A 24,709-nucleotide genomic window follows, 5' to 3' on the forward strand; every position below is an offset into this window, starting at 1 on the left:
TCGACGGACTTACTTGATCTCGCCGCCGGCGGCAACGATCTTCTGCTCAGCGGAGCCGGAGACCTTGTCGACCGAAACGGTGAGCTTCACCTGGATGTCGCCGTCGCCCAGGACCTTGACCGGCTGGTTCTTGCGAACCGCGCCCTTGGCCACGAGATCCTCGACGGTGACGTCGCCACCCTTCGGGTAGAGCTCTGCGAGCTTCGCGAGGTTGACGACCTGGTACTCGGTGCGGAACGGGTTCTTGAACCCGCGCAGCTTCGGAGTGCGCATGTGCAGCGGCATCTGCCCACCCTCGAAGCCGGCCTTCACCTGGTAGCGGGCCTTGGTGCCCTTGGTGCCGCGGCCAGCGGTCTTACCCTTGGACGCCTCACCACGACCCACGCGGGTCTTGGCCTTCTTGGAACCGGCTGCCGGGCGCAGGTGGTGCGCCTTGAGCACGTCGCCGCGCTCTTCGTTCTTCTCGGTCATGCGTCGATCTCCTCAACCTCGACCAGGTGAGCGACCGCGCGGATGTAGCCGCGGTTGGCCTGGGTGTCCTCACGAACGACCGACTGGCCGATCTTGCGGAGACCGAGGCTGCGCAGCGTATCGCGCTGGTTCTGCTTCTCGCTGATAACGGACTTCGTCTGCGTAATCTTCAGGCTCTTCGCCATTACGCACCTGCCTTCGCCTTGGCGGCAGCGTCGGCCGCGGCCTTCGCCTCGGCGCGCACGATGCGGGCCGGAGCGACGCGGTCGAAGTCGAGACCGCGGCGAGCTGCGACGGAGCGGGGCTCCTCGAGCTGCTGCAGCGCCTCGACGGTCGCGTGCACGATGTTCAGAGTGTTCGAGGAACCGAGCGACTTGCTCAGCACATCGTGGATACCGGCGCACTCGAGCACGGCGCGGACGGGGCCACCAGCGATAACACCGGTACCGGCAGCGGCCGGGCGGAGCAGCACGACGCCGGCAGCGGCCTCGCCCTGCACCGGGTGCGGGATGGTGTTGCCGACGCGGGGAACGCGGAAGAAGTTCTTCTTGGCCTCCTCGACACCCTTGGAGATGGCGAGAGGCACCTCCTTCGCCTTGCCGTAGCCGACACCGACGGTGCCGTTGCCATCGCCCACCACGACGAGCGCGGTGAAGCTGAAGCGACGGCCGCCCTTGACGACCTTCGAAACGCGGTTGATGGTGACGACGCGCTCGAGGAACTGGCTCTCGTTGCGGTCGCGGCCGCCGCGCTCGCCACGGGTGCCGCGGTCGCGGCTCCCCCGGCGCTGCTCGCGGGGCTCGTTGCGGTGATCGGTGGCCGGGGCCTCAGCAGTCTGAGTCTCAGCCTGCGCCTCTGCGGACACTTCCTGCTCCTTCGTTTCGTTGCTCACAGCGTCAGACCTGCCTCACGGGCGCCGTCAGCGATTGCTGCGACACGGCCTGCGTACTTGCTGCCGCCACGGTCGAAGACGACTGCCTCGACACCGGCGCTCTTCGCGCGCTCGGCGACGAGCTCGCCGACGCGGCGAGCCTTGGCGGTCTTGTCGCCCTCGAACGAGCGGAGGTCCGCCTCCATCGTCGACGCCGAAGCCACGGTGTGGCCCTTCGAGTCGTCGACGACCTGGACGAACACGTGACGCGACGAGCGGGTAACGACGAGACGGGGGCGGACCTCCGTGCCGACGATCTTCTTGCGCAGGCGGGTGTGGCGGCGGATACGCGCAGCCGAACGGCCCTTGGCCCGGGAAATACTAGCGGCCATGGTTACTTACCAGCCTTTCCTGCCTTGCGACGGACGTTCTCGCCCGCGTAGCGGATGCCCTTGCCCTTGTAGGGCTCCGGCTTCTTCAGCTTGCGGATGTTGGCAGCGGCCTCGCCGACAGCCTGCTTCGAGATACCGCTCACGGTGATCTTGGTGTTGCCCTCGACGGACAGCGTGATGCCCTCGGGAGCCTCGACGTTGACCGGGTGCGAGAAGCCGAGCGCGAGCTCGAGGCCGGCGCCCTTCTGCTGCACGCGGTAGCCGGTGCCGACGACCTCGAGCTGCTTGGAGTAGCCCTCGGTCACGCCGACGATGTCGTTGTTGATGAGGGTGCGGGTCAGGCCGTGGAGCGCACGCGAGTCGCGCTCGTCATCGGGCCGGGTCACCAGCACCTGGCCGTCCTCCAGCGCAACGCGGATGGGCTCGGCGACGACGAGCGTCAGCTCGCCCTTCGGGCCCTTGACCGTGACCGTCTGGCCGTCGATCGAGACGTTGACACTGCCGGGAACGGCAATGGGAAGCTTTCCAATACGTGACATGTCGGAATTACCACACGTAGGCGAGAACTTCTCCGCCCACGCCCTTCTGCTCGGCCTCGCGGTCCGTGAGGAGCCCCGAGGAGGTGGACAGGATCGCGATGCCGAGGCCGCCGAGCACGCTCGGGATCTCGGTGGAGCGCGCGTACACCCGGAGGCCGGGCTTGGAGACGCGCTTGATGCCCTCGATGGAGCGCTCGCGGTTGCTGCCGTACTTCAGCGACAGGGTCAGGGTGGTGCCGACGCGGGCGTCCTCGACCTTCCAATCCGCGATGTAGCCCTCGCGCTTGAGGATCTCCGCGATCCGCTCCTTCAGCTTGGAGCCGGGGAGCGACACGTCGTCATGGTGCGCAGAGTTTGCGTTGCGCAGCCGGGTCAGCATATCTGCGACCGGATCAGTCATCGTCATGAGTGACTCTTCTTTCTCGCCTGGTATCGCGCAGCCGGACACGGCTGGCGACCTGGGTGACGCGGCGAAGGTGCCCCGGAGACCGGGGCACCCGCGCCACTTGGACTATTCAGTTGTTATTCGGCCTTGAACGGGAAGCCGAGCGCCTTGAGCAGCGCACGACCCTCGTCGTCGGTCTTCGCGGTGGTCACGACGGTGATGTCGAAACCACGCACCCGATCGATCTTATCCTGATCGATCTCGTGGAACACACTCTGCTCGGTCAGACCGAAGGTGTAGTTGCCGTTCCCGTCGAACTGCTTGGGCGACAGGCCGCGGAAATCGCGGATGCGCGGCAGTGCGAGGTTGACCAGACGGTCCAGGAACTCCCACGCGCGGTCACCGCGGAGGGTGACGTGCGCGCCGATGGCCTGGCCCTCGCGCAGCTTGAACTGAGCGATGGACTTGCGGGCGGTCGTGACCTTCGGCTTCTGGCCGGTGATCTTGATGAGGTCCGCGATTGCGCCCTCGATCACCTTGCTGTCGCGAGCTGCCTCGCCGACGCCGGTGTTCACGACGACCTTGACCAGGCCGGGAACCTGCATGACGTTCTCGAACTGGAACTCCTCGCGGAGCGCCGGAACGATCTCGGCACGGTACTTCTGCTTGAGGCGCGGCTGGATCTTCGTTGCCGTCTCAGACATCAGAGGTCCTTCCCAGACTTCTTGGCGAAGCGGACGCGGACGGTCTTCTTCTTGCCGCCCTTCTCCACCTCTTCGGTGCGGAAACCGACTCGGGTCGGCTTCTTGGTCTCGGGATCGACGATCGCGACGTTCGAGATGTGGATCGGGGCCTCGACGGTCTCGATCCCTCCCTCGTTGGTGCCGCGAGCCGACTGGCCCTGCTTCACGTGCTTGGTGACGTAGTTGACGCCCTCGACGACCACACGGTCGGTCTCGGTCAGGACCGCGATGACGTGACCCTGCTTGCCCTTGTAGCCACCGCGCTCCTGCGACGGGCCCGAGATGACCTCGACGAGGTCACCCTTCTTGATCTTGCTAGCCATGGACTAGATCACCTCCGGTGCGAGCGAGACGATCTTCATGAACCGCTTGTCGCGAAGCTCGCGACCGACGGGTCCGAAGATACGGGTGCCGCGGGGCTCCCCGTCGGCCTTGAGGATGACGGCGGCGTTCTCGTCGAACTTGATGTACGAACCGTCGGCACGACGGGTCGCCTTCTTCGCACGAACGACAACAGCCTTGACGACGTCGCCCTTCTTCACGTTGCCGCCCGGGATCGCGTCCTTGACGGTCGCGACGATGGTGTCCCCGAGGCCGGCGTAGCGGCGGCTCGAACCACCGAGCACGCGGATGGTGAGCAGCTCCTTGGCGCCGGTGTTATCGGCAACCTTGAGCCTGGATTCCTGCTGAATCACTTCTTACTCCTTACTCAGTAAGCCCGAGGGCTTACTTCGCCTTCTCGAGGATCTCGACGAGGCGCCAGCGCTTCGAGGCGCTCAGCGGACGGGTCTCGTGGATGAGCACGAGATCGCCGATGCCTGCGGTGTTCTGCTCGTCGTGGGCCTTGACCTTCGACGAACGGCGCAGGACCTTGCCGTAGAGCGGGTGCTTCACGCGATCCTCGACCTCGACGACGATGGTCTTGTCCATCTTGTCGCTGACGACGTAGCCGCGGCGGGCCTTACGGTAGCCGCGCTGTTCCTTCTCGACCTCAGCCATTATTAGGCCTCCTTCGTCTCAGCGGCGGCGTCCGCCTGCTCGGTCTTCTTGCTGCTCTTCTTCGCCTTCGCGGGAGCCGCGGGAGCGGGCGTGGCCCGGATCCCGAGCTCGCGCTCGCGGAGCACGGTGTAGATGCGCGCGATGTCGCGCTTCACCTGACGCACGCGCCCGTGGCTCTCGAGCTGGCCGGTGGCCGACTGGAACCGCAGGTTGAACAGCTCCGCCTTGGCCTTCTTGAGCTCCTCAGCCAGACGCTCGTCCTCGAAGGTGTCGAGCTCGCTGATGACCAGTTCCTTGCTTCCGATCGCCATTACGCGTCGCCCTCCTCGCGCTTGATAATCCGAGCCTTGAGCGGCAGCTTGTGGATGGCGCGGGTGAGCGCCTCACGAGCGAGCTGCTCATCAACACCAGCGACCTCGAAGAGGACGCGGCCGGGCTTGACGTTTGCGACCCACCACTCGGGCGAGCCCTTACCGGAACCCATGCGGGTTTCCGCGGGCTTCTTCGTCAGGGGACGATCCGGGTAGATGTTGATCCACACCTTGCCGCCACGCTTGATATGGCGGGTCATGGCGATACGGGCCGACTCGATCTGGCGGTTCGTCACGTACGCGGGGGTGAGGGCCTGGATGCCGAACTCACCGAACGCGACCGTGTTGCCGCCCTTCGAACGACCGCTGCGCCCCGGGTGGTGCTGCTTGCGGTACTTGACTCGACGGGGAATCAGCATGCTTACTTCTCCGCTCCTGCTGCGACGGGCGCAGCCTCGGTCTGCGCGCCACGGGGCGCGCGACGGCGGTCATCGCGGCGGTCGCGCGACGGCTTCTGGGCCGCCTGCTCGCGAGCGAGTTCCTTGTTCGTGAGGTCACCCTTGTAGATCCAGACCTTCACGCCGATACGGCCGAAGGTGGTCTTCGCCTCGTAGAAGCCGTAGTCGATGTTCGCGCGAAGGGTGTGCAGCGGCACGCGACCCTCGCGGTAGAACTCCGAACGGCTCATCTCGGCGCCGCCGAGACGGCCGGAGACCTGGATACGGATGCCCTTGGCGCCGGCGCGCTGAGCGCCCTGCAGACCCTTGCGCATCGCGCGGCGGAACGCCACGCGAGCAGCGAGCTGCTCGGCGATGCCCTGCGCGACGAGCTGAGCATCGGCCTCGGGGTTCTTGACCTCGAGGATGTTCAGCTGGATCTGCTTGCCGGTGAGCTTCTCGAGCTCGGCGCGGATGCGCTCCGCCTCGGCGCCGCGGCGGCCGATGACGATGCCCGGGCGAGCCGAGTGGATGTCCACGCGGACGCGGTCACGGGTGCGCTCGATCTCGACGCGGGAAACGCCAGCGCGGTCCAGCTGCTCGGTCAGGTGCTTGCGGATGCGGATGTCCTCTGCGAGGTAGTCCGCGTACCGCTGACCCGGCTTGGTCGAATCCGAGAACCAGCGCGAGACGTGGTCGGTCGTGATCCCGAGGCGGAAGCCGTAGGGATGAATCTTCTGGCCCATTTACTTGGCTCCCTTCTTCGCGGTCACGAGCTCATCGGCGGTCTGAAGCACGACCGTGATGTGGCTGGTGCGCTTGTTGATGCGGAACGCGCGGCCCTGGGCCCGCGGACGGAACCGCTTCAGCGTGGCGCCCTCGTCGACGAATGCACGAGCGATGACCAGCTCGTCCTCGTTGAGACGAAGGTTCTCGTTGTCGGCCTTCACGCGAGCGTTCGCGATCGCCGAGGCGACGAGCTTGAAAATCGGCTCCGATGCTGCCTGCGGGGCGAACTTCAGGATGGCCAGGGCCTCCTGCGCGTTCTTGCCGCGGATCAGGTCAACAACACGACGGGCCTTCTGGGGGGTGATGCGGATATGACGCACGCGTGCGATCGACTCCACCATTTCTCTTCCTCCTTCACGTCACCGCGTTAGCGGCGACGGCCCTTCTTGTCGTCCTTCACGTGACCACGGAAGGTGCGGGTCGGGGCGAACTCGCCCAGCTTGTGACCGACCATGGTCTCGGTGACGAACACCGGGATGTGCTTGCGACCGTCGTGCACCGCGATGGTGTGACCCAGCATGGCCGGGATGATCATCGAGCGGCGCGACCAGGTCTTGATCACGTTCTTGGTGCCAGCTTCGTTCTGCGAAACCACCTTGCCGAGCAGGTGGTTGTCGACGAAGGGGCCCTTCTTGAGACTACGAGGCATCTTCTACTCTCTCCTACCTGCCGACTAGTGCTTACCGCGGGGACGGCGACGAACGATGAGCTTGTCGCTTTCCTTGTTGGGACGGCGCGTACGGCCTTCCTTCTGACCCCAGGGGCTGACCGGGTGACGACCACCCGAGGTACGGCCCTCGCCACCACCGTGGGGGTGGTCGACCGGGTTCATGACGACACCGCGGACGGTCGGGCGGACGCCCTTCCAACGCATACGGCCGGCCTTGCCCCAGTTGATGTTCGACTGCTCGGCGTTGCCCACCTCGCCGACGGTCGCGCGGCAGCGCACGTCGACGTTGCGGATCTCGCCCGAGGGCAGACGCAGCTGGGCGTAGGGGCCGTCCTTCGCCACGAGGCGAACCGACGAACCTGCGGAACGCGCGAGCTTCGCGCCCCCGCCCGGCTTCAGCTCGATCGCGTGGATCACGGTACCGGTCGGGATGTTGCGCAGCGGCAGGTTGTTGCCGGGCTTGATATCGGCGGCCGGACCCGACTCGACGATGTCGCCCTGCTTCAGCTTGTTCGGTGCGATGATGTAGCGCTTGGTGCCGTCCTCGAAGTGGAGGAGCGCGATGCGAGCCGTACGGTTGGGGTCGTACTCGATGTGAGCGACCTTCGCGTTCACGCCGTCCTTGTCGTTCCGACGGAAGTCGATGACGCGGTACTGGCGCTTGTGGCCACCACCGATGTGGCGGGTGGTGATGCGGCCCTGGTTGTTGCGGCCACCGGTCTTCGGCAGCGGACGGAGCAGCGACTTCTCGGGGGTCGAACGCGTGATCTCAGCGAAATCGGCGACGCTCGAACCGCGACGACCGGGGGTCGTCGGCTTGTACTTACGAATAGCCATGTGTGTCTTCTCTCTTCGCTTCCGAGCTACAGCGCAGCCGTGAAGATGTCGATGGAGCCCGACTTCAGGGTGACGATGGCGCGCTTGGTGTCCTTGCGCTTGCCCATGCCGAACTTGGTCCGGCGCGTCTTGCCCTTGCGGTTGAGCGTGTTGATCTTGTCGACCTTCACCCCGAAGACCTGCTCGATGGCGAGCTTGATCTCGGTCTTGTTGGCCGTCGGCTGCACCTCGAAGGTGTACTGTCCGTTGGCGTCGATGAGCCCGTAGCTCTTCTCCGAGACGATCGGTCGGATGATGACGTCGTGCACGTTCTTGTTCAGGCTCACTTCGAGACCTCCTCAGCGGCGCGTCCGTCGACGAATGCGTCGTAGGCGCCCTTGGTGAAGACGAGATCGTCGCTGACGACCACGTCGTAGGCGTTGAGCTGATCCCAGGCGATGACGTGAACGCCGGGCAGGTTGCGGACGCTCAGCACGGTGAGCTCGTCGTCGCGGCCGATGACCACGAGAACGCGCTTGCCGGGGGCGACGTTCGCGAGGAACTCGCGAGCGGCCTTGGTGCTGGGCTTGTCTGCGATGCCGAACGACTCGACAACGTGCAGGCGGTTCGCACGAGCGCGGTCCGAGAGGAGGCCGCGGATTGCTGCCGCGATCATCTTCTTGGGGGTGCGCTGCGAGTAATCGCGCGGCACGGGGCCGTGCACGACGCCGCCGCCGCGGTGCTCAGGAGCGCGGACCGAACCCTGACGAGCGCGGCCGGTGCCCTTCTGCTTGAACGGCTTGACGCCCGAACCGGAGACCTCGCCGCGGTTCTTGGTCTTGTGCGTCCCCTGGCGTCGAGCAGCGAGCTGCGCGGTGACGACCTGGTGGATCAGCGGGACGTTGGTCTCGGCGCCGAAGAGCGACTCGGGCAGCGAGACCTCGCCGGCCTTCTTGCCCTTCGCGTCGAGCACCTGGAGCTTGGTTGCGGTAGCCATGAACTACGCCCCCTTCACAGCGTTGCGAACGAATACGAGACGGCCGCGCGCACCGGGAACGGCACCCTTGATCAGGATGAGACCCTTCTCGGCGTCGACCGCGTGCACGGTGAGGTTCTGCACGGTGACGCGCTCGCCACCCATGCGACCGGCCATGCGCTGGCCCTTGAACACGCGACCGGGGGTCGCGGCGCCGCCGATCGAACCCGGCTTGCGGTGGTTACGGTGTGCGCCGTGCGAAGCCGAGACGCCGGAGAAGTTGTGACGCTTCATGACGCCGGCGAAGCCCTTGCCCTTCGAGGTGCCGACGACGTCGATCTTCTGACCGGCCTCGAAGGTGCCATCGATGGTGAGCTCCTGGCCCAGCGAGTAGTCGGCTGCGTCCGCGGTGCGCACCTCGGTGAGGTGGCGACGCGGGGTGACGCCGGCCTTCGCGAAGTGGCCAGCGGTGGGCTGGTTCACCTTGCGGGGATCGATCTGCCCGGCGGCGATCTGCACGGCGCTGTAGCCGTCGACCTCAGCGGTGCGGATCTGGGTGACCACGTTGGGGGCCACCTCGATCACGGTGACGGGAACGACCTTGCCGTTCTCGTCCCAGACCTGCGTCATGCCGAGCTTGGTGCCCAGGAGACCCTTGACGTTGCGATTCAGATGCGACATTCTCAGATCCCCCCTTAGAGCTTGATCTCGATGTTGACATCGGCCGGAAGGTCGAGACGCATGAGCGAATCGACGGCCTTGGGAGTGGGATCGACGATGTCGATCAGGCGCTTGTGCGTGCGCTTCTCGAAGTGCTCGCGGCTGTCCTTGTACTTGTGCGGCGAACGGATCACTGCGATCACGTTCTTCTCCGTCGGGAGCGGCACGGGGCCGATAACGGTCGCGCCTGCACGGGTGACCGTGTCGACGATCTTGCGCGCGGAGCTGTCGATGACCTCGTGGTCATACGACTTCAGTCGAATGCGGATCTTCTGTCCCGCCATGTGACTCTCTACTTTCTACTTGCGTCGTACCGCGCCGCCTCTCGGCTGCGCGGCATTGGACGTCTTGCGTACCAGCGCCCTGGCACCCCGATCTGAACGAACGAATGCTGGGTCTCTGTTCACCTGTCAAAGCCCGCACACATGCGAAGACGGCCGGACTCTCGTCTGGCCGACGTGCGACATGCGGGCTGGTGTTCGCTCCCCGCGGCCTCACCGGACCCGCGGCTGACCGCGGTGGTGATGCACTGCCTGGCAGTGATCCCCGCACAGGCGGGGAATGCTGAACCTGTCTATTCTCGCACGGGGTTCACGCATCGTGCAACCCGGGCGTGTCGCGGCTCGGGATCGCGTTCGAGCCGCGACGCGAAGACCTGACCTCGGGCTAGGCGCGGGCGGGGAGGAGGCGCGGCAGTGCCAGGTAGACGAGGAGGACGAGGAGTCCGCCGGCGAAGAGCAGGAGCGCTCCGCCGAGTCCGACGAACAGCGATCCCAGGCCGAGGAGGGAGGTGAGCAGCGTGCACCCTGCGGCGAGCAGCGACGCCTGCAGGTGCGAGTAGCCCCGCTGCTCGATCCGCTGGTAGGTGTGCTCCTTATGCGGCTCGTCCCAGCGCTTGCCCTCGCGGACCCGCTTCACGAGCGTGACCCCCACGTCACCGAAGGTGATCACCATCGGACCGATGGTGGCGAGCAGCGGCACGCCGGAGAGCAGTGCGGCGAAGCTCGTGATCGCGACCGCACCGCCGAGCAGGTAGCTGCCGACGTCGCCGAGGAACGCGCCCGGCTTCGTGAGGTTCCACGGGAGGAAGCCGGCGAAGCCGGCGGCGAGCACGAGGCCCGCCAGCACCAGCCAGCCGAGCCCCGTCATCCACCCTGCCGCCGCGAAGGCGAGACCGGCGATGACCCCGTGCAGACCGCTGATCCCGTTCAGACCGTCGACGAAGTTGGCGACGTTGATGTAGCCAGAGACGAACAGCATCGCGTAGAGCAGCAGGAGGATCGCGCTCCACCACTCGAGCTGGAGCGGTACCGCCGCACTGCCGTTGACCCAGCCGAAGCTCGCGCCCGGCAGCGGAGGGCGCGATGCGAGCAGCAGCAGCACACCGGGCCCCGCCAGGGCGATCAGGATGAGCCAGATGCTCCGCGCGCGCACGCTCACCCCGTGGAGGTCCTCTCCGAGGCCGAGAATCCCGGCCGCGAGCGAGGCAAGCACGATGACCAGCAGCAGGTCCCAGCGGTCGCCGAATGAACGACCGCCTCGGAGCAGCACCACACCGAGCAAGCCCCCGACGAGCATCGCGATGAGCACCGCCAGACCGAGACCGCGCAGCACGGGACGCGAGTGCGAGGAGCGTTCGTTCGGGACGTCCATGATCCCGAGCCGGACCAGAAGCGGGCGCACCGCGAACGGCAGCAGCAGGCTCAGCAGCAGCGTGGTGCCGGCGACGAGCGTTGCGGCGAGGGCGGGGCTCACCGGACGCGCTCCTCGGCCTCGTCGGTGAGGTCCAGGCGCGCCACCCAACCGTCGTGGTCGAGCCGGTCGGGTGCGAGGACGTCGACGTGCGCGTGCGAGATCTTCGGGTGGAAGGGGCGCTCGTCGCCCTCGCCCAGGGCGACCAGTTCCTCGTGCAGCTTCTCGCCGTGCCGGAGCCCGGTGAAGACGATCTCGATCGGCTTGCCCGACTGAGCGATCATGCGCTGCGCGACGTCGAGGATCCGCACCGGCTCGCCCATGTCGAGGATCAGCACCTCGCCCGGGCGACCGATGCCGCCCGCCTGGACCACCAGTTGGCAGGCCTCGGGGATCGTCATGAAGAAGCGTGTGACATCGGGATGGGTCACGGTGACCGGTCCGCCGGACTCGATGAGCGCCGCGAAAGTGGGGAGCATGGACCCCCGGCTGCCGATCACATTGCCGAAGCGAACCGAGAGGTACCGCTCCCCCGTCTCCTGCGCCATCCAGGCGGTCAGCTTCTCGGCGACGCGCTTCGAATGCCCGAGCACGCTCGTCGGATTCGCCGCCTTGTCGGTCGAGATGTTGACGAAGGTGTCCACACCGACCGCTTGCGCGGCGCGCAGCACGTTGAGCGTGCCCTGGACATTGGTCTTCCACGCCTCTTCGGGGTACTGCTCCAGCATCGGGAGGTGCTTCAGCGCCGCCGCGTGGAACACCACCTCGGGCTTCCGCTCGGCGAAGATCTGCTGCAGCGCATCCGCGTCACGGATATCGGCGAGTACCACATCACGGGTATCGAGCAGCCCGTGCCCGCTGATCGACAGCTGCGCCGTCTGCAGAGCGGTTTCGTCCCGATCGAGCAGGATCAGCTCACGCGGCGCGAACCGGGCCAGCTGCCGCGAGAGCTCGGACCCGATCGATCCTCCGGCACCGGTCACGAGCACGACGCGATCCTGCAGGTACTCGGCGATGGACGCCATCTCGAGGCGGACGGGGTGCCGACCGATCAGATCCTCGATGGAGATGTCGCGCACGTCCGAGATGGCGGAGGCGTTCTGCAGGAGCTGCTCGAGCGAGGGAAGCACCATGACCCTGATGCCGATTCGATCCGCGGCCTCGTCGATGCGTCGGAGCAGGGAGGCATCGGCATCGCCGATGCAGACCATGATCGCCGTCGCGCCCGTCTCCTCCACCACGCGGGCCAGATCGCCGAAGCCGCCGTGCACGCGCACGCCGCGCACCTCGTGGTTGCGCTTCTCGACGTCGTCGTCGAGGAAGCCTACGGGGAGCAGCGCCGACTCCGCGTCGGTCAGCAGTCGCTTGGCCGTCTGGGCGCCGAGGTAGCCGGAGCCGTACAGCAGCACCCGCTCGGCGCTGCGTCCGGGCTTCGCCCGTTGTTCGGCGCCGAGCCGTTTCAGATAGCGCAGCACGCCCATGACGCTGAACGCGATAGGTGCGGCGATGATCATCGTGCTGCGCGGGATTCCGTTGGAGTAGCCGATCAGGTACGCGAACAGCCAGGCGATCACCGTGACCGCGGTGATCTCGAGCACGACGGCACGCACCTCGTCGAAGCCGCCGATCTCGTACCGCGAACGGTAGAGCCAGAACACCCAGCCCCCGATGAGCTGCAGCACCCAGGTGAAGAGGATCAGCAGCGGAGTGGAACCCCAGTGGATCCGCGACAGGTCGAAGTCGAACCGGAGCACGAGCGCAGCGAGGATGCCAACCGCCCAGGCGAGGCAGTCCCCCAGGTAGAGCAGGCCGTACTGCTTCAGGAAGTGCGCGACGCGTTGGGTGGCAGTGAGCGGCACTTCGCCCCCTTCTCGATCGGACGGTCTGCGGTCCGGGCGGGCCCCGGAGTCCATTACGAGGATAGCGGCCCGGCCCTGCCGCACCCGCTGCGACGCCCCACCGAGCGGCTTCGCACCGCAGGGCCGAGGGCGGGATTCGTCGATGGGCCAGCATTATCCTGCGGATCCCCTGAGAATACTCGGAGTGTTTCCAAGCGAATCCTCGGACAGAATGAGCGCGTGAGGTGTCCGCCTCACACCGGATCCAGCGCCGCGGGAGGGACCGCGGTCGCGGACATCGTTCGGAGGACGTGACATGGGTATCGAGGATCTCGGCAAGCAGGCCGGAGAGTTCATCAAGGGCAACGCCGACAAGATCAACGAGGCGCTGCACAGCGAGCAGGCCGAAGGCATCAGCGACAAGGTGCTCGACGGCGCCGCCGATCTGGCGAACAAGGTCACCGGCGGGCGCTTCGAGGAGCAGGTCGAGGACGTGCGCTCGAACGTCGACAAGCAGGTCGGCAACGAGTAGCCCCGCCCGGGCGTCGCACGACGCCCCGGAATGCAGAACCCTCGTAGGACTCCTCCTGCGGGGGTTCTGCGTTCCGGCACCGGCGCGTCCGCACCGGCTACCGGAGTGTCAGGAATTGCGTCGCGCGCGCTCCGCGAGGAAATCACGGGCGCTGAAGCGATGCTCACGATGACCGTAGTCGTCGGCCGTGATGCCCTGCAGCAGCACCCCGGCGTCGACGTCGAGCGCACTCGCGACCCGGACGAGCGTCTCGACCGAGGGGCTCTGCGCACCCCGCTCGAGCTTGCCCAGCGTTGCCGCGTCGATCTCGGCGAGCGCACTGAGGTCTTCGATCGTGAGCCCGAGCTTCTGCCGGGCGGCGCGCACGCGCGCGCCGATCTTCTCTGCGGCAAGAACCTTCCTGGGGGACATGCTCCCAGCCTGATCGCCCCGGATACTCAAGACCAGAGCACACTCACTCTGTGCGCTTCCTCACGACGCGTGTGCACATCAGGTGTTTGCGCCCGATGTGGGCGACAAGATGCGGACCCGGAAAACGACAGCGGGGCCGCACCCGAAGGTGCGGCCCCGCTGCAGGATCGAGTAATGCTTACTCGACGACCTTGGTCACCGTGCCGGCGCCGACGGTGCGGCCACCCTCACGGATCGCGAAGCCGAGGCCCTCCTCCATAGCGATCGGCTGGATCAGCTCGACCGACATGTCGGTGGTGTCGCCGGGCATAACCATCGGCTTGTCCTCGGGCAGGGTGATGACACCGGTCACGTCAGTCGTACGGAAGTAGAACTGCGGACGGTAGTTCGTCTCGAACGGGTTGTGGCGGCCGCCCTCTTCCTTCTTCAGGATGTAGGCGGTGCCCTCGAACTTGGTGTGCGGGGTGATCGAACCCGGCTTCACGACGACCTGGCCGCGCTCGACATCCTCGCGCTTGGTGCCGCGGAGCAGCAGGCCACAGTTCTCGCCTGCCCACGCCTCGTCGAGCTGCTTGTGGAACATCTCGATACCGGTGACGGTGGTCTTCTGCGTCGGACGCAGACCCACGATCTCGACCTCGCTGTTGATGGCGAGGGTACCGCGCTCGGCGCGGCCGGTGACGACGGTTCCACGACCGGTGATGGTGAAGACGTCCTCGACGGGCATGAGGAACGGCTTGTCCTTGTCACGCACCGGATCGGGGATGCTGCTGTCGACAGCCTCCATGAGCTCGAGGATGGAGTTGACCCACTTCTCGTTGCCCTGCAGAGCCTCGTAGCCCGAGACGCGCACGACCGGCGCGTTGTCGCCGTCGAAGCCGTTCTTGGAGAGCTCCTCGCGGACCTCCATCTCGACGAGCTCGAGGATCTCCTCGTCGTCGACCATGTCGCTCTTGTTCAGCGCGACGAGCAGGTAGGGAACGCCGACCTGCTTGGCGAGGAGGATGTGCTCCTTGGTCTGAGCCATCATGCCGTCGGTCGCCGCGACCACGAGGATCGCGCCGTCCATCTGAGCAGCACCGGTGATCATGTTCTTGATGTAGTCGGCGTGGCCCGGTGCATCAACGTGCGCGTAGTGGCGCTTCTCGGTCTCGTACTCGACGTGCGAGATGTTGATGGTGATGCCGCGCTGGCGCTCCTCGGGAGCCGAGTCGATCGTGTCGAAGTCGCGCTGGACGTTCACGTCAGACGGGAACTTGTCAGCAAGAGTCTTCGAGATCGCCGCGGTAAGAGTGGTCTTACCGTGATCGACGTGACCGATGGTTCCGATGTTCACGTGCGGCTTGGTCCGCTCGAACTTGGCCTTCGCCACTATGGTCCTCCTCAGGACGTTGAGTACCGCTTCCCTCCGAAGGTTTCGGAGGTCACGAGTACGGGGTGTGTACCTATGTTACAAGCTCGCGCCGTGAAGATCGACCCGAGCGTTCCGACGGTGGGGCTCAGCACCCCACCGCCGGGTGGGCGTTACTCGCCCTTAGCCTTCTGAACGATTTCTTCGGCCACGGCCTTCGGCACCTCGGAGTAGGAGTCGAAGGTCATCGAGAACACCGCACGACCGCTGGTCTTCGACCGCAGATCGCCGATGTACCCGAACATCTCGGAGAGCGGAACGAGCGCGCGGATGACCTTGACGCCCGATGCATCCTCCATGGACTGGATCTGACCGCGACGCGAGTTCAGGTCGCCGATCACGTCGCCCATGTACTCCTCGGGAGTACGCACCTCGACCGCCATGAGCGGCTCGAGCAGCACGGGCTGCGCCATACGAGCGGCCTCCTTGAAGGCCATCGAACCGGCGATCTTGAACGCCATCTCCGAGGAGTCGACGTCGTGGTACGCGCCGTCGAGCAGCGTCGCCTTGACCCCCACGACGGGGAAGCCGGCGAGGATGCCGTACTGCATCGCGTCCTGGATACCGGCGTCGACCGACGGGATGTACTCGCGAGGCACGCGACCACCGGTCACCTTGTCCTCGAACTCGTACAGCTTGTCGCCCGCGTCCTCGCCGACGAGCGGAGCCAGCGCGATCTGCACCTTCGCGAACTGACCGGAACCACCGGTCTGCTTCTTGTGGGTGTAGTCGTACTTCTCGACCGTGCGACGGATGGTCTCGCGGTAGGCCACCTGGGGCTTGCCCACGTTGGCCTCGACCTTGAACTCGCGCTTCATGCGGTCCACGAGGATGTCGAGGTGGAGCTCGCCCATGCCCGCGATGACGGTCTGGCCGGTCTCGGCGTTCAGGCTCACGCGGAAGGTCGGATCCTCCTCGGCGAGCTTCTGGATCGCGGTCGACAGCTTCTCCTGGTCGCCCTTGGTCTTCGGCTCGATGGCCACCTCGATCACGGGCTCCGGGAAGGTCATCGACTCGAGCACGACCTGGTTCGCCGGGTCGCTGAGGGTGTCACCGGTGGTGGTGTCCTTCAGACCGATCACGGCGTAGATGTTGCCGGCGGTCAGGTTGTCGACCGGCATCTCCTTGTTGGCGTGCATCTGGAAGATCTTGCCGATGCGCTCCTTCTTGCCCTTGGTCGAGTTGATGACCTGGGCACCCGAGTCGAGCTGACCCGAGTAGACGCGCACGTAGGTGAGGCGGCCGAAGAAGGGGTGCACGGCGACCTTGAAGGCGAGCGCCGAGAACGGCTGGTCCGCCGCGGGCAGACGCTCGATGACGATCGACTCGTCGCGCGGATCGTGCGCCTCGATGGCACCCACGTCGAGCGGGTTCGGCAGGAAGTCCACGACCGCGTCGAGCATCGGCTGGATGCCGCGGTTCTTGAACGCCGAGCCGCAGTACACGGGGTAGATCTCGTTGTTCACGACGAGCTTGCGGATGCCGGTCTTGAGCTCCTCGATCGAGATCTCCTCGCCGCCGAAGAACTTCTCGAGCAGCGCGTCGTCGGTCTCGGCGACGGTCTCGACGAGCTTCGCGCGGTACTCCTCGGCCTTGGCCTGGAGGTCGGCGGGGATCTCCTGGGTCTCGTAGGCAGCGCCCAGGGTCACGTCGCCCTTGGCGTCGCCCTCCCAGACGAATGCCTTCATCGAGAGCAGGTCGACGACGCCGATGAAGTCGCTCTCGGCGCCGATGGGCAGCTGCATCACGAGCGGCTTGGCACCGAGACGGCTGACGATGGTGTCGACCGTGAAGTAGAAGTCGGCACCCATCTTGTCCATCTTGTTGACGAAGCAGATGCGGGGGACGCCGTACTTGTCGGCCTGACGCCACACGGTCTCGGACTGGGGCTCGACGCCCTCCTTGCCGTCGAAGACGGCGACGGCGCCGTCGAGGACGCGGAGCGAACGCTCCACCTCGACGGTGAAGTCCACGTGACCCGGGGTGTCGATGATGTTGATCTGGTTCTTGTTCCAGAAGCAGGTCACGGCGGCCGACGTGATCGTGATGCCGCGCTCCTTCTCCTGCTCCATCCAGTCGGTCGTCGAGGCGCCGTCGTGGGTCTCGCCCAGCTTGTGGTTGACACCCGTGTAGAACAGGATGCGCTCGGTGGTGGTGGTCTTGCCGGCATCGATGTGCGCCATGATGCCGATATTGCGGACCTTGCTCAGGTCCGTGAGCACGTCTTGTGCCACAGGTGTCTCCTCCGGGTGGGGGTGGTGGTCTTCGGGAAGTTTCCGGATCGCGGGCTCAGGCCCGCGGGGCCGGGGCGGGTCGCGATCGGCGACCCGCCCCGAGCCGGATGGCTGCTACCAGCGGTAGTGAGCGAACGCGCGGTTCGACTCGGCCATCTTGTGCGTGTCCTCACGGCGCTTGACCGCGGCACCGAGGCCGTTCGAAGCGTCGAGGATCTCGTTGGTGAGGCGCTCGGTCATGGTGTTCTCACGACGAGCCTTGGCGTAGCTGGTCAGCCAGCGCAGCGCGAGCGTGTTCGCGCGGTGCGGCTTGACCTCGACGGGCACCTGGTAGGTGGAACCGCCGACGCGGCGCGAACGGACCTCGAGGGTGGGGCGCACGTTGTCGAGCGCCTTCTTGAGAACCGTCACCGCGTCCTGGCCGGACTTCTCGGCGACCTTCTCGAGCGCACCGTAAACGATGCGCTCGGCGAGGCCCTTCTTGCCGTCCAGGAGGATCTTGTTGACGAGCTGGCTCACCACGGGCGAGCCGTACACCGGATCGGCGACGACGGGGCGCTTCGGAGCAGGTCCCTTACGAGGCATTACTTCACCTTCTTTGCACCGTAGCGGCTACGAGCCTGCTGGCGATCCTTGACCGCCTGCGTGTCGAGCGCGCCGCGCACGATCTTGTAGCGGACACCGGGGAGGTCCTTGACACGACCGCCGCGCACGAGCACCATCGAGTGCTCCTGCAGGTTGTGGCCCTCACCGGGGATGTAGGCCGTGACCTCGGTTCCGTTGGAGAGCTTCACACGAGCGACCTTACGCATCGCCGAGTTCGGCTTCTTCGGGGTGGTGGTGTACACACGGGTGCACACACCGCGCTGCTGAGGGTTCGCCTTCAGAGCGGGCGCCTTGGTCTTCGAGACCTTCGGCGTCCGGCCCTTGCGAACCAGCTGCTGAATAGTAGGCACTGATTCTCCTATTTGCTCCTGCACGGTGACAGGAATGCTTACATGAACAAGCATGCGCAGAGGCTCTCGCGACCGCTGACCTGCTGCCGCTCGCGCGACGGGTGCAGGTATGCCGTGGGGGTTCCGCCGGGGCGGATGACCCAAGATGCCCTCCCCCGACAGCCGCCGAGACCAGGCACGGCAAAAATCGGTGGAACACACCAAGGCTCAACTATACGCGCCGAGGAGCGCGAAACGCAAGGGATCGCGCAGGCTTCCGGTACCCTACTGCGGCGGTTCGAGGTGCCGGCTCAGCTCGGCCAGCAGCGCCTGCACCTGAGGCTCGACGAAGCGCTGGACCGCGGTCTCGATGCGCGGGCGGTGGCCCACCAGGGCGAAGCAGAGACTCTGACCGGTGTCGACCGCGCAGCGATCGGCGAGTTCGATCTCCCGGCGGAGCCGCTGCTTCTCCTCCGAGCTCAGCGGCGGTCGCGGAAGCGGCTGCTCGGGCCGGCTCTGTTCCGCGAGCTCGACCATGGTAAACAGGAAGGGCTGCCCGGCGTCCTCGGGTTCGGGGTCCGGGTCGACGCCTTCGTACTCCGGTTCGAGTCCAGCGACGGGGTCGAAGCCGCCGGATTTCCAGAGCTCGTCGCCATCGAGCTCTGCCCGCAGGGCGGGGAGCTCCTTCGTGGTGAACTCGTCGACGGTGCGGTCGATGATGCGCTGCATCCGCATGTTCAGCGCGTGCGCGACCTGGTGGGGGACGTCCGCGGTGAGACCGGCCGACGCCAGGATCGGGGATCCCATGCAGCGACGGCAGATGCGGGAACGGGCGCGCTGGCTTCCCGGCTGCCAGCTCGGCAGCCACCTCAGCCAGGCATCGACCGCGGCCGATACCCGGTCTTCGAGGTTCTCTCCGGTCGCCATGCTCACTCCGCCCCGCCGTCGTCGTGCCGCTCCCAGGGCCACTTCGGCGCCGCACGATCAGTGTAGACGCGACGCGCCAGCACCGCCCAGAAGAGCAGCGAGACGAGCACCCAGATCACGGCGAGCACGCCGGCGAACGGGCTCGCGAACGTGTCCGCGAGCGGCATTCCGACGATCAGGCCGCCCAGGGACCAGGTGAGGTAGGAGAGACCGCCGGCGGTGAGGATCAGGTCCCATGAGGGGATCTTGCGCCCGCGCAGCAGCACGATCGCCGCACGCCAGAGCAACCAGCCCAGCAGCGCGAGCGCCAACATCACGAGCAGCGGAGCCGCCGGCATCGGCACGCCGGAGCCGCTCACCGGCTCACGATCCAGCGCCAGGGCGAGGCCGCCCCACGCCGCGACCAGCAGGGCCACGGCGGTGATCAGCGTCGCGGCGAGAAGGCCGCCCACGTAGCCGCGGGTGACGCCGCGCCGGACGCCGTCGTTCACGGCTTCGCGGTCCGCGATTCCTCGAGCGCGGCTTCGTACTCTTCGATCGCAGCGCGGTTGCGCGCGGTCACCCGTCGACCGCGGCTGCCGATCCACGCCCCGAACCAGACCGTGGCCTCACGGGCGACGAGCGCCGCAGCGAGAGCGGGGACCGAGAAGCCGAGCGAACGGACGAGCTCGACCGGGTTCCAGCCCGGATCGCCGACGGGCTGCTGCCACAGCGGGCCCTGCACCGTGAAGCTCGAGTCGAGCACGAGACGCAGCCCGACGACCGTGGCGGCCCAGACCAGCAGCGCCACGAAGAATCCGCCCAGGACGTAGGCCCACCATCCGGCGCGACCCACCACCAGCACCACGATGACGAGGCCGATGAAGAACGCCGCGGTCGCCGCGATGAAGGCCCACGACGTCAGCAACGGCACCAGGCCCTCGGAGAAGTAGGTCGACGGCGGGAAACTGGGAGCGATCCAGAGCGCGAGCACACCGGCGTAGACGAGCGCGAACCCGACGGTGGCGACGAGCGCGATCAGCACGCCGGCTCCGCGGTTGCCGCGGATCTCGGGAGGCATCGGGGTCTGCACGTAGAGCGCGGCCATCGGGTGGTCCGCACTGATGCGGATCTCGCCGTCCTGCTCGGGGCCGAGATCGCTCAGGTCCGATACCTCGGTCTTCGAAGCCGCTGCCGAGGGCAGCTCGTCGACGGACGGAGCGATGACGGGGCGGGGCTCGGGGCGCTCCAGATCGAGTTGGGTGTCGACGAGCGAGGCCTCGCGGCGGTGCTCGGCCTCGGCATCGGCCTCGGCGGCAGGGTCCGCCACGAGGGCTGCGGAGGACTCCCCCGCCTCCGCATCCGTGCCGGTTCCGACCTCGATCGGTGCCGCGTCGGAAACGGCGGCCGCGCCGCCCTCGTTCGCTCGCGCGACCGCGGCATCGACCTCTGCGGGGCTGGTCTCGGTCTCTTCGACGGGCGAACCGGCAGGCAGGTTCTCGCGCTCTTCGCTCATCGCTGCACCTCTCAATCGCGGCCCGCCGAGCGGGCGGGATCCGAACATGATCGTGGCAAATGTACAAGACCGCACCGACATCGCCGCGTTCCCGCGCGGCGGTGCGGAAAAACGGAACGGGCGCCCACCCGAAGGTGGACGCCCGTTCCGATGGGGCTCAGCGCTTAGCTGTAGTTGCCCGGGTTGAACTCGTCAGCGGTGAAGCTGTCGAAGTCCACGAACGACAGGTCGTTCTCGTCGAAGGTCGTGTCGGTGGCGAACAGACGGTTCGGGTAGCGCTCAGCCTTCGCCTCCTCCGTCGCCTCGACGTCGACGTCGCGGTAGTTCTTCAGGCCGGTACCGGCCGGGATGAGCTTACCGATGATGACGTTCTCCTTGAGACCGATCAGCGGGTCCTTGAGGCCCTCGATCGCCGCCTGCGTGAGCACGCGGGTCGTCTCCTGGAAGGACGCGGCCGACAGCCACGACTCGGTCGCGAGCGAGGCCTTGGTGATACCCATGACCTCGGGACGCGCGGTCGCGGCGCGCTTGCCCTCGAGCAGCGCCTCGCGGTTGATCCGCTGGTAGCGCGCGCGGTCGACGAGCTCGCCCGGGAGCAGCTCGGTCTCGCCGTGGTCGACGACGGTGACCTTGCGCAGCATCTGGCGGACGATGACCTCGATGTGCTTGTCGTGGATCGGCACGCCCTGCGAGCGGTACACGCCCTGGACGCCCTCGACGAGGTACTTCTGCACCGCGCGCTCGCCCGGGATGTGCTTGTCGCGCTCGGTGGAGCCGACCTGCAGGATGTCCTTCGGGTCCAGCGTTCCGGCGAGGAACGGCTGGCCGAGCTCGACGTGATCGCCGTCCTCGACGAGGAGGGTGGAGCGCTTCAGGACCGGGTAGGCCTTCTCTTCGCTGCCGTCGTCCGGAACGAGCAGGATGCTGCGTCCCTTCGGGGTGTCCTCGATGGTGATGCGGCCGGCGGCCTCTGCGATCGGCGACGCACCCTTCGGGGTGCGGGCCTCGAACAGCTCCTGCACGCGGGGCAGACCCTGCGTGATGTCGTCGGCCGAGGCCGAACCACCGGTGTGGAAGGTACGCATGGTGAGCTGCGTGCCGGGCTCGCCGATCGACTGCGCCGCGATGATGCCCACGGCCTCGCCGATGTCGACGCGCTGACCGGTGGCCAGCGAGCGGCCGTAGCAGGTCGCGCAGACGCCGACGGCGGACTCGCAGGTGAGCACCGACCGGACCTTGATCTCGGTCACGCCCGCCTCGACCAGCTGGTCGATGAGCACGTCGCCCACGTCGGACCCGGCGGTGGCGACCACGGTGCCGTTCGCATCCACCGCGTCCGCGGCCAGGGTGCGAGCGTAGACCGAGTTCTCCACGTCCTCGTCGCGGACCAGCACGCCGTTGGCGTCGGCCTCGGCGATGGGCAGGTCCAGGCCGCGGCGGGTGCCGCAGTCGTCCTCGCGGATGATGACGTCCTGCGAGACGTCGACCAGACGACGGGTCAGGTAGCCCGAGTCGGCGGTACGGAGCGCCGTATCGGCCAGACCCTTACGCGCACCGTGGGTCGCGATGAAGTACTCCGCCACCGACAGGCCCTCGCGGTACGAGTTGATGATCGGGCGGGGGATGATCTCGCCCTTCGGGTCGCTCACCAGGCCGCGCATACCCGCGATGTTGCGGATCTGCAGCCAGTTACCACGAGCGCCCGACGACACCATGCGGAAGATGGTGTTGTCGGCCGGGAACGCGTCGCGCATGGCGGCGGCGACCTCGTCGGTCGCCTCCGTCCAGATCTCGACGAGCTCGGCGTGACGCTCGGCGTCGGTGATCAGACCGCGCTCGAACTTCTTCTGCACGGCGGCCGCGGCCTTCTCGTGCACCGCGAGGATCTCGGCCTTGTTCGACGGGGTCACGATGTCGGACAGCGCCACGGTCACACCGGAACGGGTCGCCCAGTAGAAACCGGCGTCCTTGATCCGGTCGAGGGTCGCGGCGACCTCCACCTTCGGGAACCGCTCGGCGAGGTCGTTGACCAGACCGGAGAGGCTGCCCTTGTCGGCCACCCGCTCGAAGTACGGGTAGGTGGTCGGCAGCGCCTCGTTGAAGATCGCACGACCCAGGGTCGTCTCGACCAGCAGCGGGCCCTCGGTGACGTTGCCGTCGGCATCGGCGTAGCCGGTGAGGCGGAGCTTCACCTTGGCGCCGAGGTCGAGGGTGCCCTCGTCCATCGCGAGGATGGCCTCGGAGATCGAACCGAACGCGCGGCCCTCACCGGGCACGCCCTCCTTGACCGTGGTCAGGTGGTGCAGGCCGATGATCATGTCCTGCGAGGGCAGGGTCACCGGACGGCCGTCCGACGGCTTCAGGATGTTGTTCGACGCGAGCATCAGCACGCGGGCCTCGGCCTGGGCCTCGACCGACAGCGGAAGGTGGACGGCCATCTGGTCGCCGTCGAAGTCCGCGTTGAAGGCGGTGCAGACGAGCGGGTGCAGCTGGATCGCCTTGCCCTCGACGAGCTGCGGCTCGAACGCCTGGATGCCGAGGCGGTGCAGGGTCGGTGCGCGGTTGAGCAGCACGGGGCGCTCGCGGATGATCTCCTCGAGCACGTCCCAGACCTCGCTGCGGGCGCGCTCCACCATGCGCTTCGCGGCCTTGATGTTCTGCGCGTGCGACAGATCGATCAGGCGCTTGATGACGAACGGCTTGAACAGCTCGAGCGCCATCTGCTTCGGCAGACCGCACTGGTGCAGCTTGAGCTGCGGGCCGACCACGATGACCGAACGGCCCGAGTAGTCGACGCGCTTGCCGAGCAGGTTCTGACGGAAGCGGCCCTGCTTGCCCTTGAGCATGTCGGACAGCGACTTCAGCGCACGGTTGCCGGTGCCCGTGACGGGGCGGCCGCGGCGGCCGTTGTCGAACAGCGCGTCGACGGCCTCCTGCAGCATGCGCTTCTCGTTGTTCACGATGATCTCGGGTGCCCCGAGATCGAGCAGGCGACGCAGACGGTTGTTGCGGTTGATCACGCGGCGGTACAGATCGTTGAGATCCGAGGTCGCGAAGCGGCCGCCGTCGAGCTGCACCATCGGGCGCAGCTCCGGCGGGATCACCGGAACGACGTCGAGCACCATCGCGGCCGGGCTCGCACCCGTCGAGAGGAAGGAGCTGACGACCTTCAGGCGCTTGATCGCGCGGATCTTCTTCTGGCCCTTGCCCTCGGCGATCTGCAGGTGCAGCGCCTCGCTCTCGGCGGCGAGGTCGAAGGACTCGAGGCGCTTCTTGATCGCCTCGGCGCCCATGTAGGCCTCGAAGTAGTCGCCGTAGCGGTCCATGAGCTCCGCGAAGGTCGCGTCCTCGGGCTTGAGGTCGCCGACCTTGAGGTTGCGGAAGTCCTCCCACACGCGCTGCAGACGAGCGATGTCGTCGTCGAAGCTCTTGCGGAGGGCCGCCATCTCCTTCTCGGCGGACTGCTCGGCGCGACGGCGCTGCTCGGCCTTGGCGCCCTCGGCCTCGAGCGCGGCGAGATCGGACTCGGCCTGCTGCTGACGCTGGGCGATCTGGATGTCGCGCTGGTCCTCGAGCGTCTTGAGCTCCAGGCGGAGCTCGTTCTCGAGCTCGCCCATGTCCTCGTGACGACCCTCGTCGTCGACGTCGATGATCATGTAGGCGGCGAAGTAGATGACCTTCTCGAGGTCCTTCGGCGCCATGTCGAGCAGGTAGCCGAGGCGCGACGGCACGCCCTTGAAGTACCAGATGTGGGTCACGGGAGCGGCGAGCTCGATGTGGCCCATGCGCTCACGGCGCACGCTGGACTTCGTCACCTCGACGCCGCAGCGCTCGCAGACGATGCCCTTGTAACGGACGCGCTTGTACTTGCCGCACGCGCACTCCCAGTCGCGGCTGGGCCCGAAGATCTGCTCACCGAACAGACCGTCCTTCTCGGGCTTCAGCGTGCGGTAGTTGATGGTCTCCGGCTTCTTGACCTCGCCGAACGACCAGCCGCGGATATCGTCGGCGGTCGCCAGACGGATCTGCAGCTCGTTGAAACTCGTACCCTCGAGCAAAATGTTCTCCTTGAGAATCTGAAAAACGTATCTTGTGGGATCGGCCGGCGCCCCGCC

Annotated in this window: 32 protein-coding genes; 1 reads left to right on the forward strand and 31 read right to left on the reverse strand. The window is 66.8% G+C overall.

What is annotated here, in order from left to right:
• Window positions 1-9: 9 nt before the first annotated feature.
• The 22 genes from rplO to BMH31_RS14225 form a co-directional block, all read right to left on the reverse strand.
• Complete coding sequence (gene rplO / locus BMH31_RS14120) at window positions 10-471, reverse strand: 50S ribosomal protein L15 (protein WP_099723151.1); 462 nt, start codon at window positions 469-471, stop codon at window positions 10-12.
• Window positions 468-656: a 50S ribosomal protein L30 gene (gene rpmD, locus BMH31_RS14125; RefSeq protein ID WP_046456203.1), complete on the reverse strand. Its 189-nt coding sequence runs from the start codon at window positions 654-656 to the stop codon at window positions 468-470. Before rpmD ends, rplO begins: the two co-directional genes overlap by 4 nt.
• Window positions 656-1,363, reverse strand: a complete 708-nt coding sequence (rpsE, locus tag BMH31_RS14130) for a 30S ribosomal protein S5 (RefSeq protein ID WP_046456202.1) — start codon at window positions 1,361-1,363, stop codon at window positions 656-658. The genes rpmD and rpsE overlap by 1 nt, the downstream gene beginning before the upstream one ends.
• On the reverse strand, window positions 1,360-1,734 hold the full coding sequence (gene rplR, locus BMH31_RS14135; protein WP_099723152.1) for a 50S ribosomal protein L18: 375 nt from the start codon (window positions 1,732-1,734) through the stop codon (window positions 1,360-1,362). The genes rpsE and rplR overlap by 4 nt, the downstream gene beginning before the upstream one ends.
• Before the next feature lie 2 nt (window positions 1,735-1,736).
• The gene (gene rplF, locus BMH31_RS14140) at window positions 1,737-2,273 is read right to left on the reverse strand and encodes a 50S ribosomal protein L6 (protein ID WP_099723153.1); all 537 of its coding nucleotides are present in this window, start codon (window positions 2,271-2,273) and stop codon (window positions 1,737-1,739) included.
• A 7-nt stretch (window positions 2,274-2,280) separates the two neighbouring features.
• Entirely contained in the window at window positions 2,281-2,679 is a 399-nt protein-coding gene (gene rpsH / locus BMH31_RS14145) for a 30S ribosomal protein S8 (RefSeq protein ID WP_099723154.1), read from the reverse strand.
• Between the two features lie 116 nt (window positions 2,680-2,795).
• Complete coding sequence (gene rplE / locus BMH31_RS14150) at window positions 2,796-3,362, reverse strand: 50S ribosomal protein L5 (protein WP_046456198.1); 567 nt, start codon at window positions 3,360-3,362, stop codon at window positions 2,796-2,798.
• Window positions 3,362-3,724, reverse strand: a complete 363-nt coding sequence (rplX, locus tag BMH31_RS14155; protein ID WP_099723155.1) for a 50S ribosomal protein L24 — start codon at window positions 3,722-3,724, stop codon at window positions 3,362-3,364. Before rplX ends, rplE begins: the two co-directional genes overlap by 1 nt.
• Before the next feature lie 3 nt (window positions 3,725-3,727).
• Window positions 3,728-4,096 carry a 50S ribosomal protein L14 gene (gene rplN, locus BMH31_RS14160; RefSeq protein ID WP_046456196.1) on the reverse strand — a complete coding sequence of 123 codons (369 nt, stop codon included), beginning with the start codon at window positions 4,094-4,096 and terminating at the stop codon, window positions 3,728-3,730.
• Between the two features lie 31 nt (window positions 4,097-4,127).
• Window positions 4,128-4,400 (reverse strand): 30S ribosomal protein S17, encoded by a 273-nt coding sequence (gene rpsQ, locus BMH31_RS14165; RefSeq protein ID WP_046456195.1) that lies wholly within the window; start codon window positions 4,398-4,400, stop codon window positions 4,128-4,130.
• Window positions 4,401-4,402: 2 nt separating this feature from the next.
• On the reverse strand, window positions 4,403-4,711 hold the full coding sequence (gene rpmC, locus BMH31_RS14170) for a 50S ribosomal protein L29 (protein ID WP_046456194.1): 309 nt from the start codon (window positions 4,709-4,711) through the stop codon (window positions 4,403-4,405).
• Window positions 4,711-5,130 (reverse strand): 50S ribosomal protein L16, encoded by a 420-nt coding sequence (rplP, locus tag BMH31_RS14175; protein ID WP_046456193.1) that lies wholly within the window; start codon window positions 5,128-5,130, stop codon window positions 4,711-4,713. The genes rpmC and rplP overlap by 1 nt, the downstream gene beginning before the upstream one ends.
• Before the next feature lie 2 nt (window positions 5,131-5,132).
• Window positions 5,133-5,894, reverse strand: a complete 762-nt coding sequence (rpsC, locus tag BMH31_RS14180) for a 30S ribosomal protein S3 (protein ID WP_046456192.1) — start codon at window positions 5,892-5,894, stop codon at window positions 5,133-5,135.
• On the reverse strand, window positions 5,895-6,278 hold the full coding sequence (gene rplV, locus BMH31_RS14185) for a 50S ribosomal protein L22 (RefSeq protein WP_046456191.1): 384 nt from the start codon (window positions 6,276-6,278) through the stop codon (window positions 5,895-5,897). It lies immediately after the preceding gene.
• 26 nt (window positions 6,279-6,304) lie between these two features.
• On the reverse strand, window positions 6,305-6,586 hold the full coding sequence (gene rpsS / locus BMH31_RS14190; RefSeq protein ID WP_046456190.1) for a 30S ribosomal protein S19: 282 nt from the start codon (window positions 6,584-6,586) through the stop codon (window positions 6,305-6,307).
• A gap of 24 nt (window positions 6,587-6,610) precedes the next feature.
• A complete protein-coding gene (rplB, locus tag BMH31_RS14195) occupies window positions 6,611-7,444 on the reverse strand; it encodes a 50S ribosomal protein L2 (protein ID WP_046456189.1) in 834 nt (277 codons plus the stop codon).
• A 26-nt stretch (window positions 7,445-7,470) separates the two neighbouring features.
• The gene (gene rplW, locus BMH31_RS14200; RefSeq protein WP_046456188.1) at window positions 7,471-7,770 is read right to left on the reverse strand and encodes a 50S ribosomal protein L23; all 300 of its coding nucleotides are present in this window, start codon (window positions 7,768-7,770) and stop codon (window positions 7,471-7,473) included.
• Window positions 7,767-8,420 (reverse strand): 50S ribosomal protein L4, encoded by a 654-nt coding sequence (gene rplD / locus BMH31_RS14205; RefSeq protein ID WP_099723156.1) that lies wholly within the window; start codon window positions 8,418-8,420, stop codon window positions 7,767-7,769. The genes rplW and rplD overlap by 4 nt, the downstream gene beginning before the upstream one ends.
• A 3-nt stretch (window positions 8,421-8,423) precedes the next feature.
• Window positions 8,424-9,080 carry a 50S ribosomal protein L3 gene (rplC, locus tag BMH31_RS14210; RefSeq protein ID WP_046456186.1) on the reverse strand — a complete coding sequence of 219 codons (657 nt, stop codon included), beginning with the start codon at window positions 9,078-9,080 and terminating at the stop codon, window positions 8,424-8,426.
• 14 nt (window positions 9,081-9,094) lie between these two features.
• Window positions 9,095-9,403 carry a 30S ribosomal protein S10 gene (gene rpsJ, locus BMH31_RS14215; RefSeq protein WP_010156393.1) on the reverse strand — a complete coding sequence of 103 codons (309 nt, stop codon included), beginning with the start codon at window positions 9,401-9,403 and terminating at the stop codon, window positions 9,095-9,097.
• Window positions 9,404-9,785: 382 nt separating this feature from the next.
• A complete protein-coding gene (locus BMH31_RS14220; RefSeq protein ID WP_241898314.1) occupies window positions 9,786-10,874 on the reverse strand; it encodes a UDP-phosphate alpha-N-acetyl-D-fucosaminephosphotransferase in 1,089 nt (362 codons plus the stop codon).
• A complete protein-coding gene (locus BMH31_RS14225; protein WP_099723157.1) occupies window positions 10,871-12,670 on the reverse strand; it encodes a nucleoside-diphosphate sugar epimerase/dehydratase in 1,800 nt (599 codons plus the stop codon). Before BMH31_RS14225 ends, BMH31_RS14220 begins: the two co-directional genes overlap by 4 nt.
• Before the next feature lie 295 nt (window positions 12,671-12,965).
• On the opposite strand from BMH31_RS14225, the gene BMH31_RS14230 reads away from it, so the two are divergent.
• A complete protein-coding gene (locus BMH31_RS14230; RefSeq protein ID WP_099723158.1) occupies window positions 12,966-13,181 on the forward strand; it encodes an Rv0909 family putative TA system antitoxin in 216 nt (71 codons plus the stop codon).
• Between the two features lie 108 nt (window positions 13,182-13,289).
• Here the strand turns inward: BMH31_RS14230 and BMH31_RS14235 are convergent, their stop codons facing one another.
• The 9 genes from BMH31_RS14235 to BMH31_RS14275 form a co-directional block, all read right to left on the reverse strand.
• Window positions 13,290-13,592 (reverse strand): helix-turn-helix transcriptional regulator, encoded by a 303-nt coding sequence (locus BMH31_RS14235; RefSeq protein WP_099723159.1) that lies wholly within the window; start codon window positions 13,590-13,592, stop codon window positions 13,290-13,292.
• A gap of 178 nt (window positions 13,593-13,770) precedes the next feature.
• Window positions 13,771-14,964 (reverse strand): elongation factor Tu, encoded by a 1,194-nt coding sequence (gene tuf, locus BMH31_RS14240; protein WP_099723160.1) that lies wholly within the window; start codon window positions 14,962-14,964, stop codon window positions 13,771-13,773.
• Window positions 14,965-15,116: 152 nt separating this feature from the next.
• Complete coding sequence (gene fusA / locus BMH31_RS14245) at window positions 15,117-17,237, reverse strand: elongation factor G (protein ID WP_099723161.1); 2,121 nt, start codon at window positions 17,235-17,237, stop codon at window positions 15,117-15,119.
• Window positions 17,238-17,351: 114 nt separating this feature from the next.
• Window positions 17,352-17,822: a 30S ribosomal protein S7 gene (rpsG, locus tag BMH31_RS14250; RefSeq protein ID WP_046456181.1), complete on the reverse strand. Its 471-nt coding sequence runs from the start codon at window positions 17,820-17,822 to the stop codon at window positions 17,352-17,354.
• The gene (gene rpsL / locus BMH31_RS14255) at window positions 17,822-18,193 is read right to left on the reverse strand and encodes a 30S ribosomal protein S12 (protein WP_046456180.1); all 372 of its coding nucleotides are present in this window, start codon (window positions 18,191-18,193) and stop codon (window positions 17,822-17,824) included. The genes rpsG and rpsL overlap by 1 nt, the downstream gene beginning before the upstream one ends.
• A gap of 264 nt (window positions 18,194-18,457) precedes the next feature.
• Window positions 18,458-19,099 (reverse strand): spermidine/putrescine ABC transporter substrate-binding protein, encoded by a 642-nt coding sequence (locus tag BMH31_RS14260; RefSeq protein ID WP_099723162.1) that lies wholly within the window; start codon window positions 19,097-19,099, stop codon window positions 18,458-18,460.
• Window positions 19,100-19,101: 2 nt separating this feature from the next.
• Window positions 19,102-19,590, reverse strand: coding sequence for a hypothetical protein (locus tag BMH31_RS14265; RefSeq protein WP_099723163.1), 489 nt, complete (start codon window positions 19,588-19,590; stop codon window positions 19,102-19,104).
• Window positions 19,587-20,594, reverse strand: a complete 1,008-nt coding sequence (locus BMH31_RS14270) for a hypothetical protein (protein ID WP_099723164.1) — start codon at window positions 20,592-20,594, stop codon at window positions 19,587-19,589. Before BMH31_RS14270 ends, BMH31_RS14265 begins: the two co-directional genes overlap by 4 nt.
• A gap of 164 nt (window positions 20,595-20,758) precedes the next feature.
• On the reverse strand, window positions 20,759-24,652 hold the full coding sequence (locus tag BMH31_RS14275) for a DNA-directed RNA polymerase subunit beta' (protein ID WP_099723165.1): 3,894 nt from the start codon (window positions 24,650-24,652) through the stop codon (window positions 20,759-20,761).
• Window positions 24,653-24,709: the final 57 nt, after the last annotated feature.

The sequence above is a fragment of the Leucobacter sp. OLIS6 genome, assembly GCF_002752355.1.
Lineage (GTDB): Bacteria > Actinomycetota > Actinomycetes > Actinomycetales > Microbacteriaceae > Leucobacter.

Coding starts and splice junctions, on each gene's coding strand:
- rplO (WP_099723151.1), bottom strand. CDS start 471: ATGACCGAGAAGAACGAAGAGCGCGGCGACGTGCTCAAGGCGCACCAC.
- rpmD (WP_046456203.1), bottom strand. CDS start 656: ATGGCGAAGAGCCTGAAGATTACGCAGACGAAGTCCGTTATCAGCGAG.
- rplR (WP_099723152.1), bottom strand. CDS start 1,734: ATGGCCGCTAGTATTTCCCGGGCCAAGGGCCGTTCGGCTGCGCGTATC.
- rplF (WP_099723153.1), bottom strand. CDS start 2,273: ATGTCACGTATTGGAAAGCTTCCCATTGCCGTTCCCGGCAGTGTCAAC.
- rpsH (WP_099723154.1), bottom strand. CDS start 2,679: ATGACGATGACTGATCCGGTCGCAGATATGCTGACCCGGCTGCGCAAC.
- rplE (WP_046456198.1), bottom strand. CDS start 3,362: ATGTCTGAGACGGCAACGAAGATCCAGCCGCGCCTCAAGCAGAAGTAC.
- rplX (WP_099723155.1), bottom strand. CDS start 3,724: ATGGCTAGCAAGATCAAGAAGGGTGACCTCGTCGAGGTCATCTCGGGC.
- rpsQ (WP_046456195.1), bottom strand. CDS start 4,400: ATGGCTGAGGTCGAGAAGGAACAGCGCGGCTACCGTAAGGCCCGCCGC.
- rpmC (WP_046456194.1), bottom strand. CDS start 4,711: ATGGCGATCGGAAGCAAGGAACTGGTCATCAGCGAGCTCGACACCTTC.
- rplP (WP_046456193.1), bottom strand. CDS start 5,130: ATGCTGATTCCCCGTCGAGTCAAGTACCGCAAGCAGCACCACCCGGGG.
- rpsC (WP_046456192.1), bottom strand. CDS start 5,894: ATGGGCCAGAAGATTCATCCCTACGGCTTCCGCCTCGGGATCACGACC.
- rplV (WP_046456191.1), bottom strand. CDS start 6,278: ATGGTGGAGTCGATCGCACGCGTGCGTCATATCCGCATCACCCCCCAG.
- rpsS (WP_046456190.1), bottom strand. CDS start 6,586: ATGCCTCGTAGTCTCAAGAAGGGCCCCTTCGTCGACAACCACCTGCTC.
- rplB (WP_046456189.1), bottom strand. CDS start 7,444: ATGGCTATTCGTAAGTACAAGCCGACGACCCCCGGTCGTCGCGGTTCG.
- rplD (WP_099723156.1), bottom strand. CDS start 8,420: ATGGCTACCGCAACCAAGCTCCAGGTGCTCGACGCGAAGGGCAAGAAG.
- rplC (WP_046456186.1), bottom strand. CDS start 9,080: ATGTCGCATCTGAATCGCAACGTCAAGGGTCTCCTGGGCACCAAGCTC.
- rpsJ (WP_010156393.1), bottom strand. CDS start 9,403: ATGGCGGGACAGAAGATCCGCATTCGACTGAAGTCGTATGACCACGAG.
- BMH31_RS14230 (WP_099723158.1), top strand. CDS start 12,966: ATGGGTATCGAGGATCTCGGCAAGCAGGCCGGAGAGTTCATCAAGGGC.
- BMH31_RS14235 (WP_099723159.1), bottom strand. CDS start 13,592: ATGTCCCCCAGGAAGGTTCTTGCCGCAGAGAAGATCGGCGCGCGCGTG.
- rpsG (WP_046456181.1), bottom strand. CDS start 17,822: ATGCCTCGTAAGGGACCTGCTCCGAAGCGCCCCGTCGTCGCCGATCCG.
- BMH31_RS14260 (WP_099723162.1), bottom strand. CDS start 19,099: ATGGCGACCGGAGAGAACCTCGAAGACCGGGTATCGGCCGCGGTCGAT.
- BMH31_RS14270 (WP_099723164.1), bottom strand. CDS start 20,594: ATGAGCGAAGAGCGCGAGAACCTGCCTGCCGGTTCGCCCGTCGAAGAG.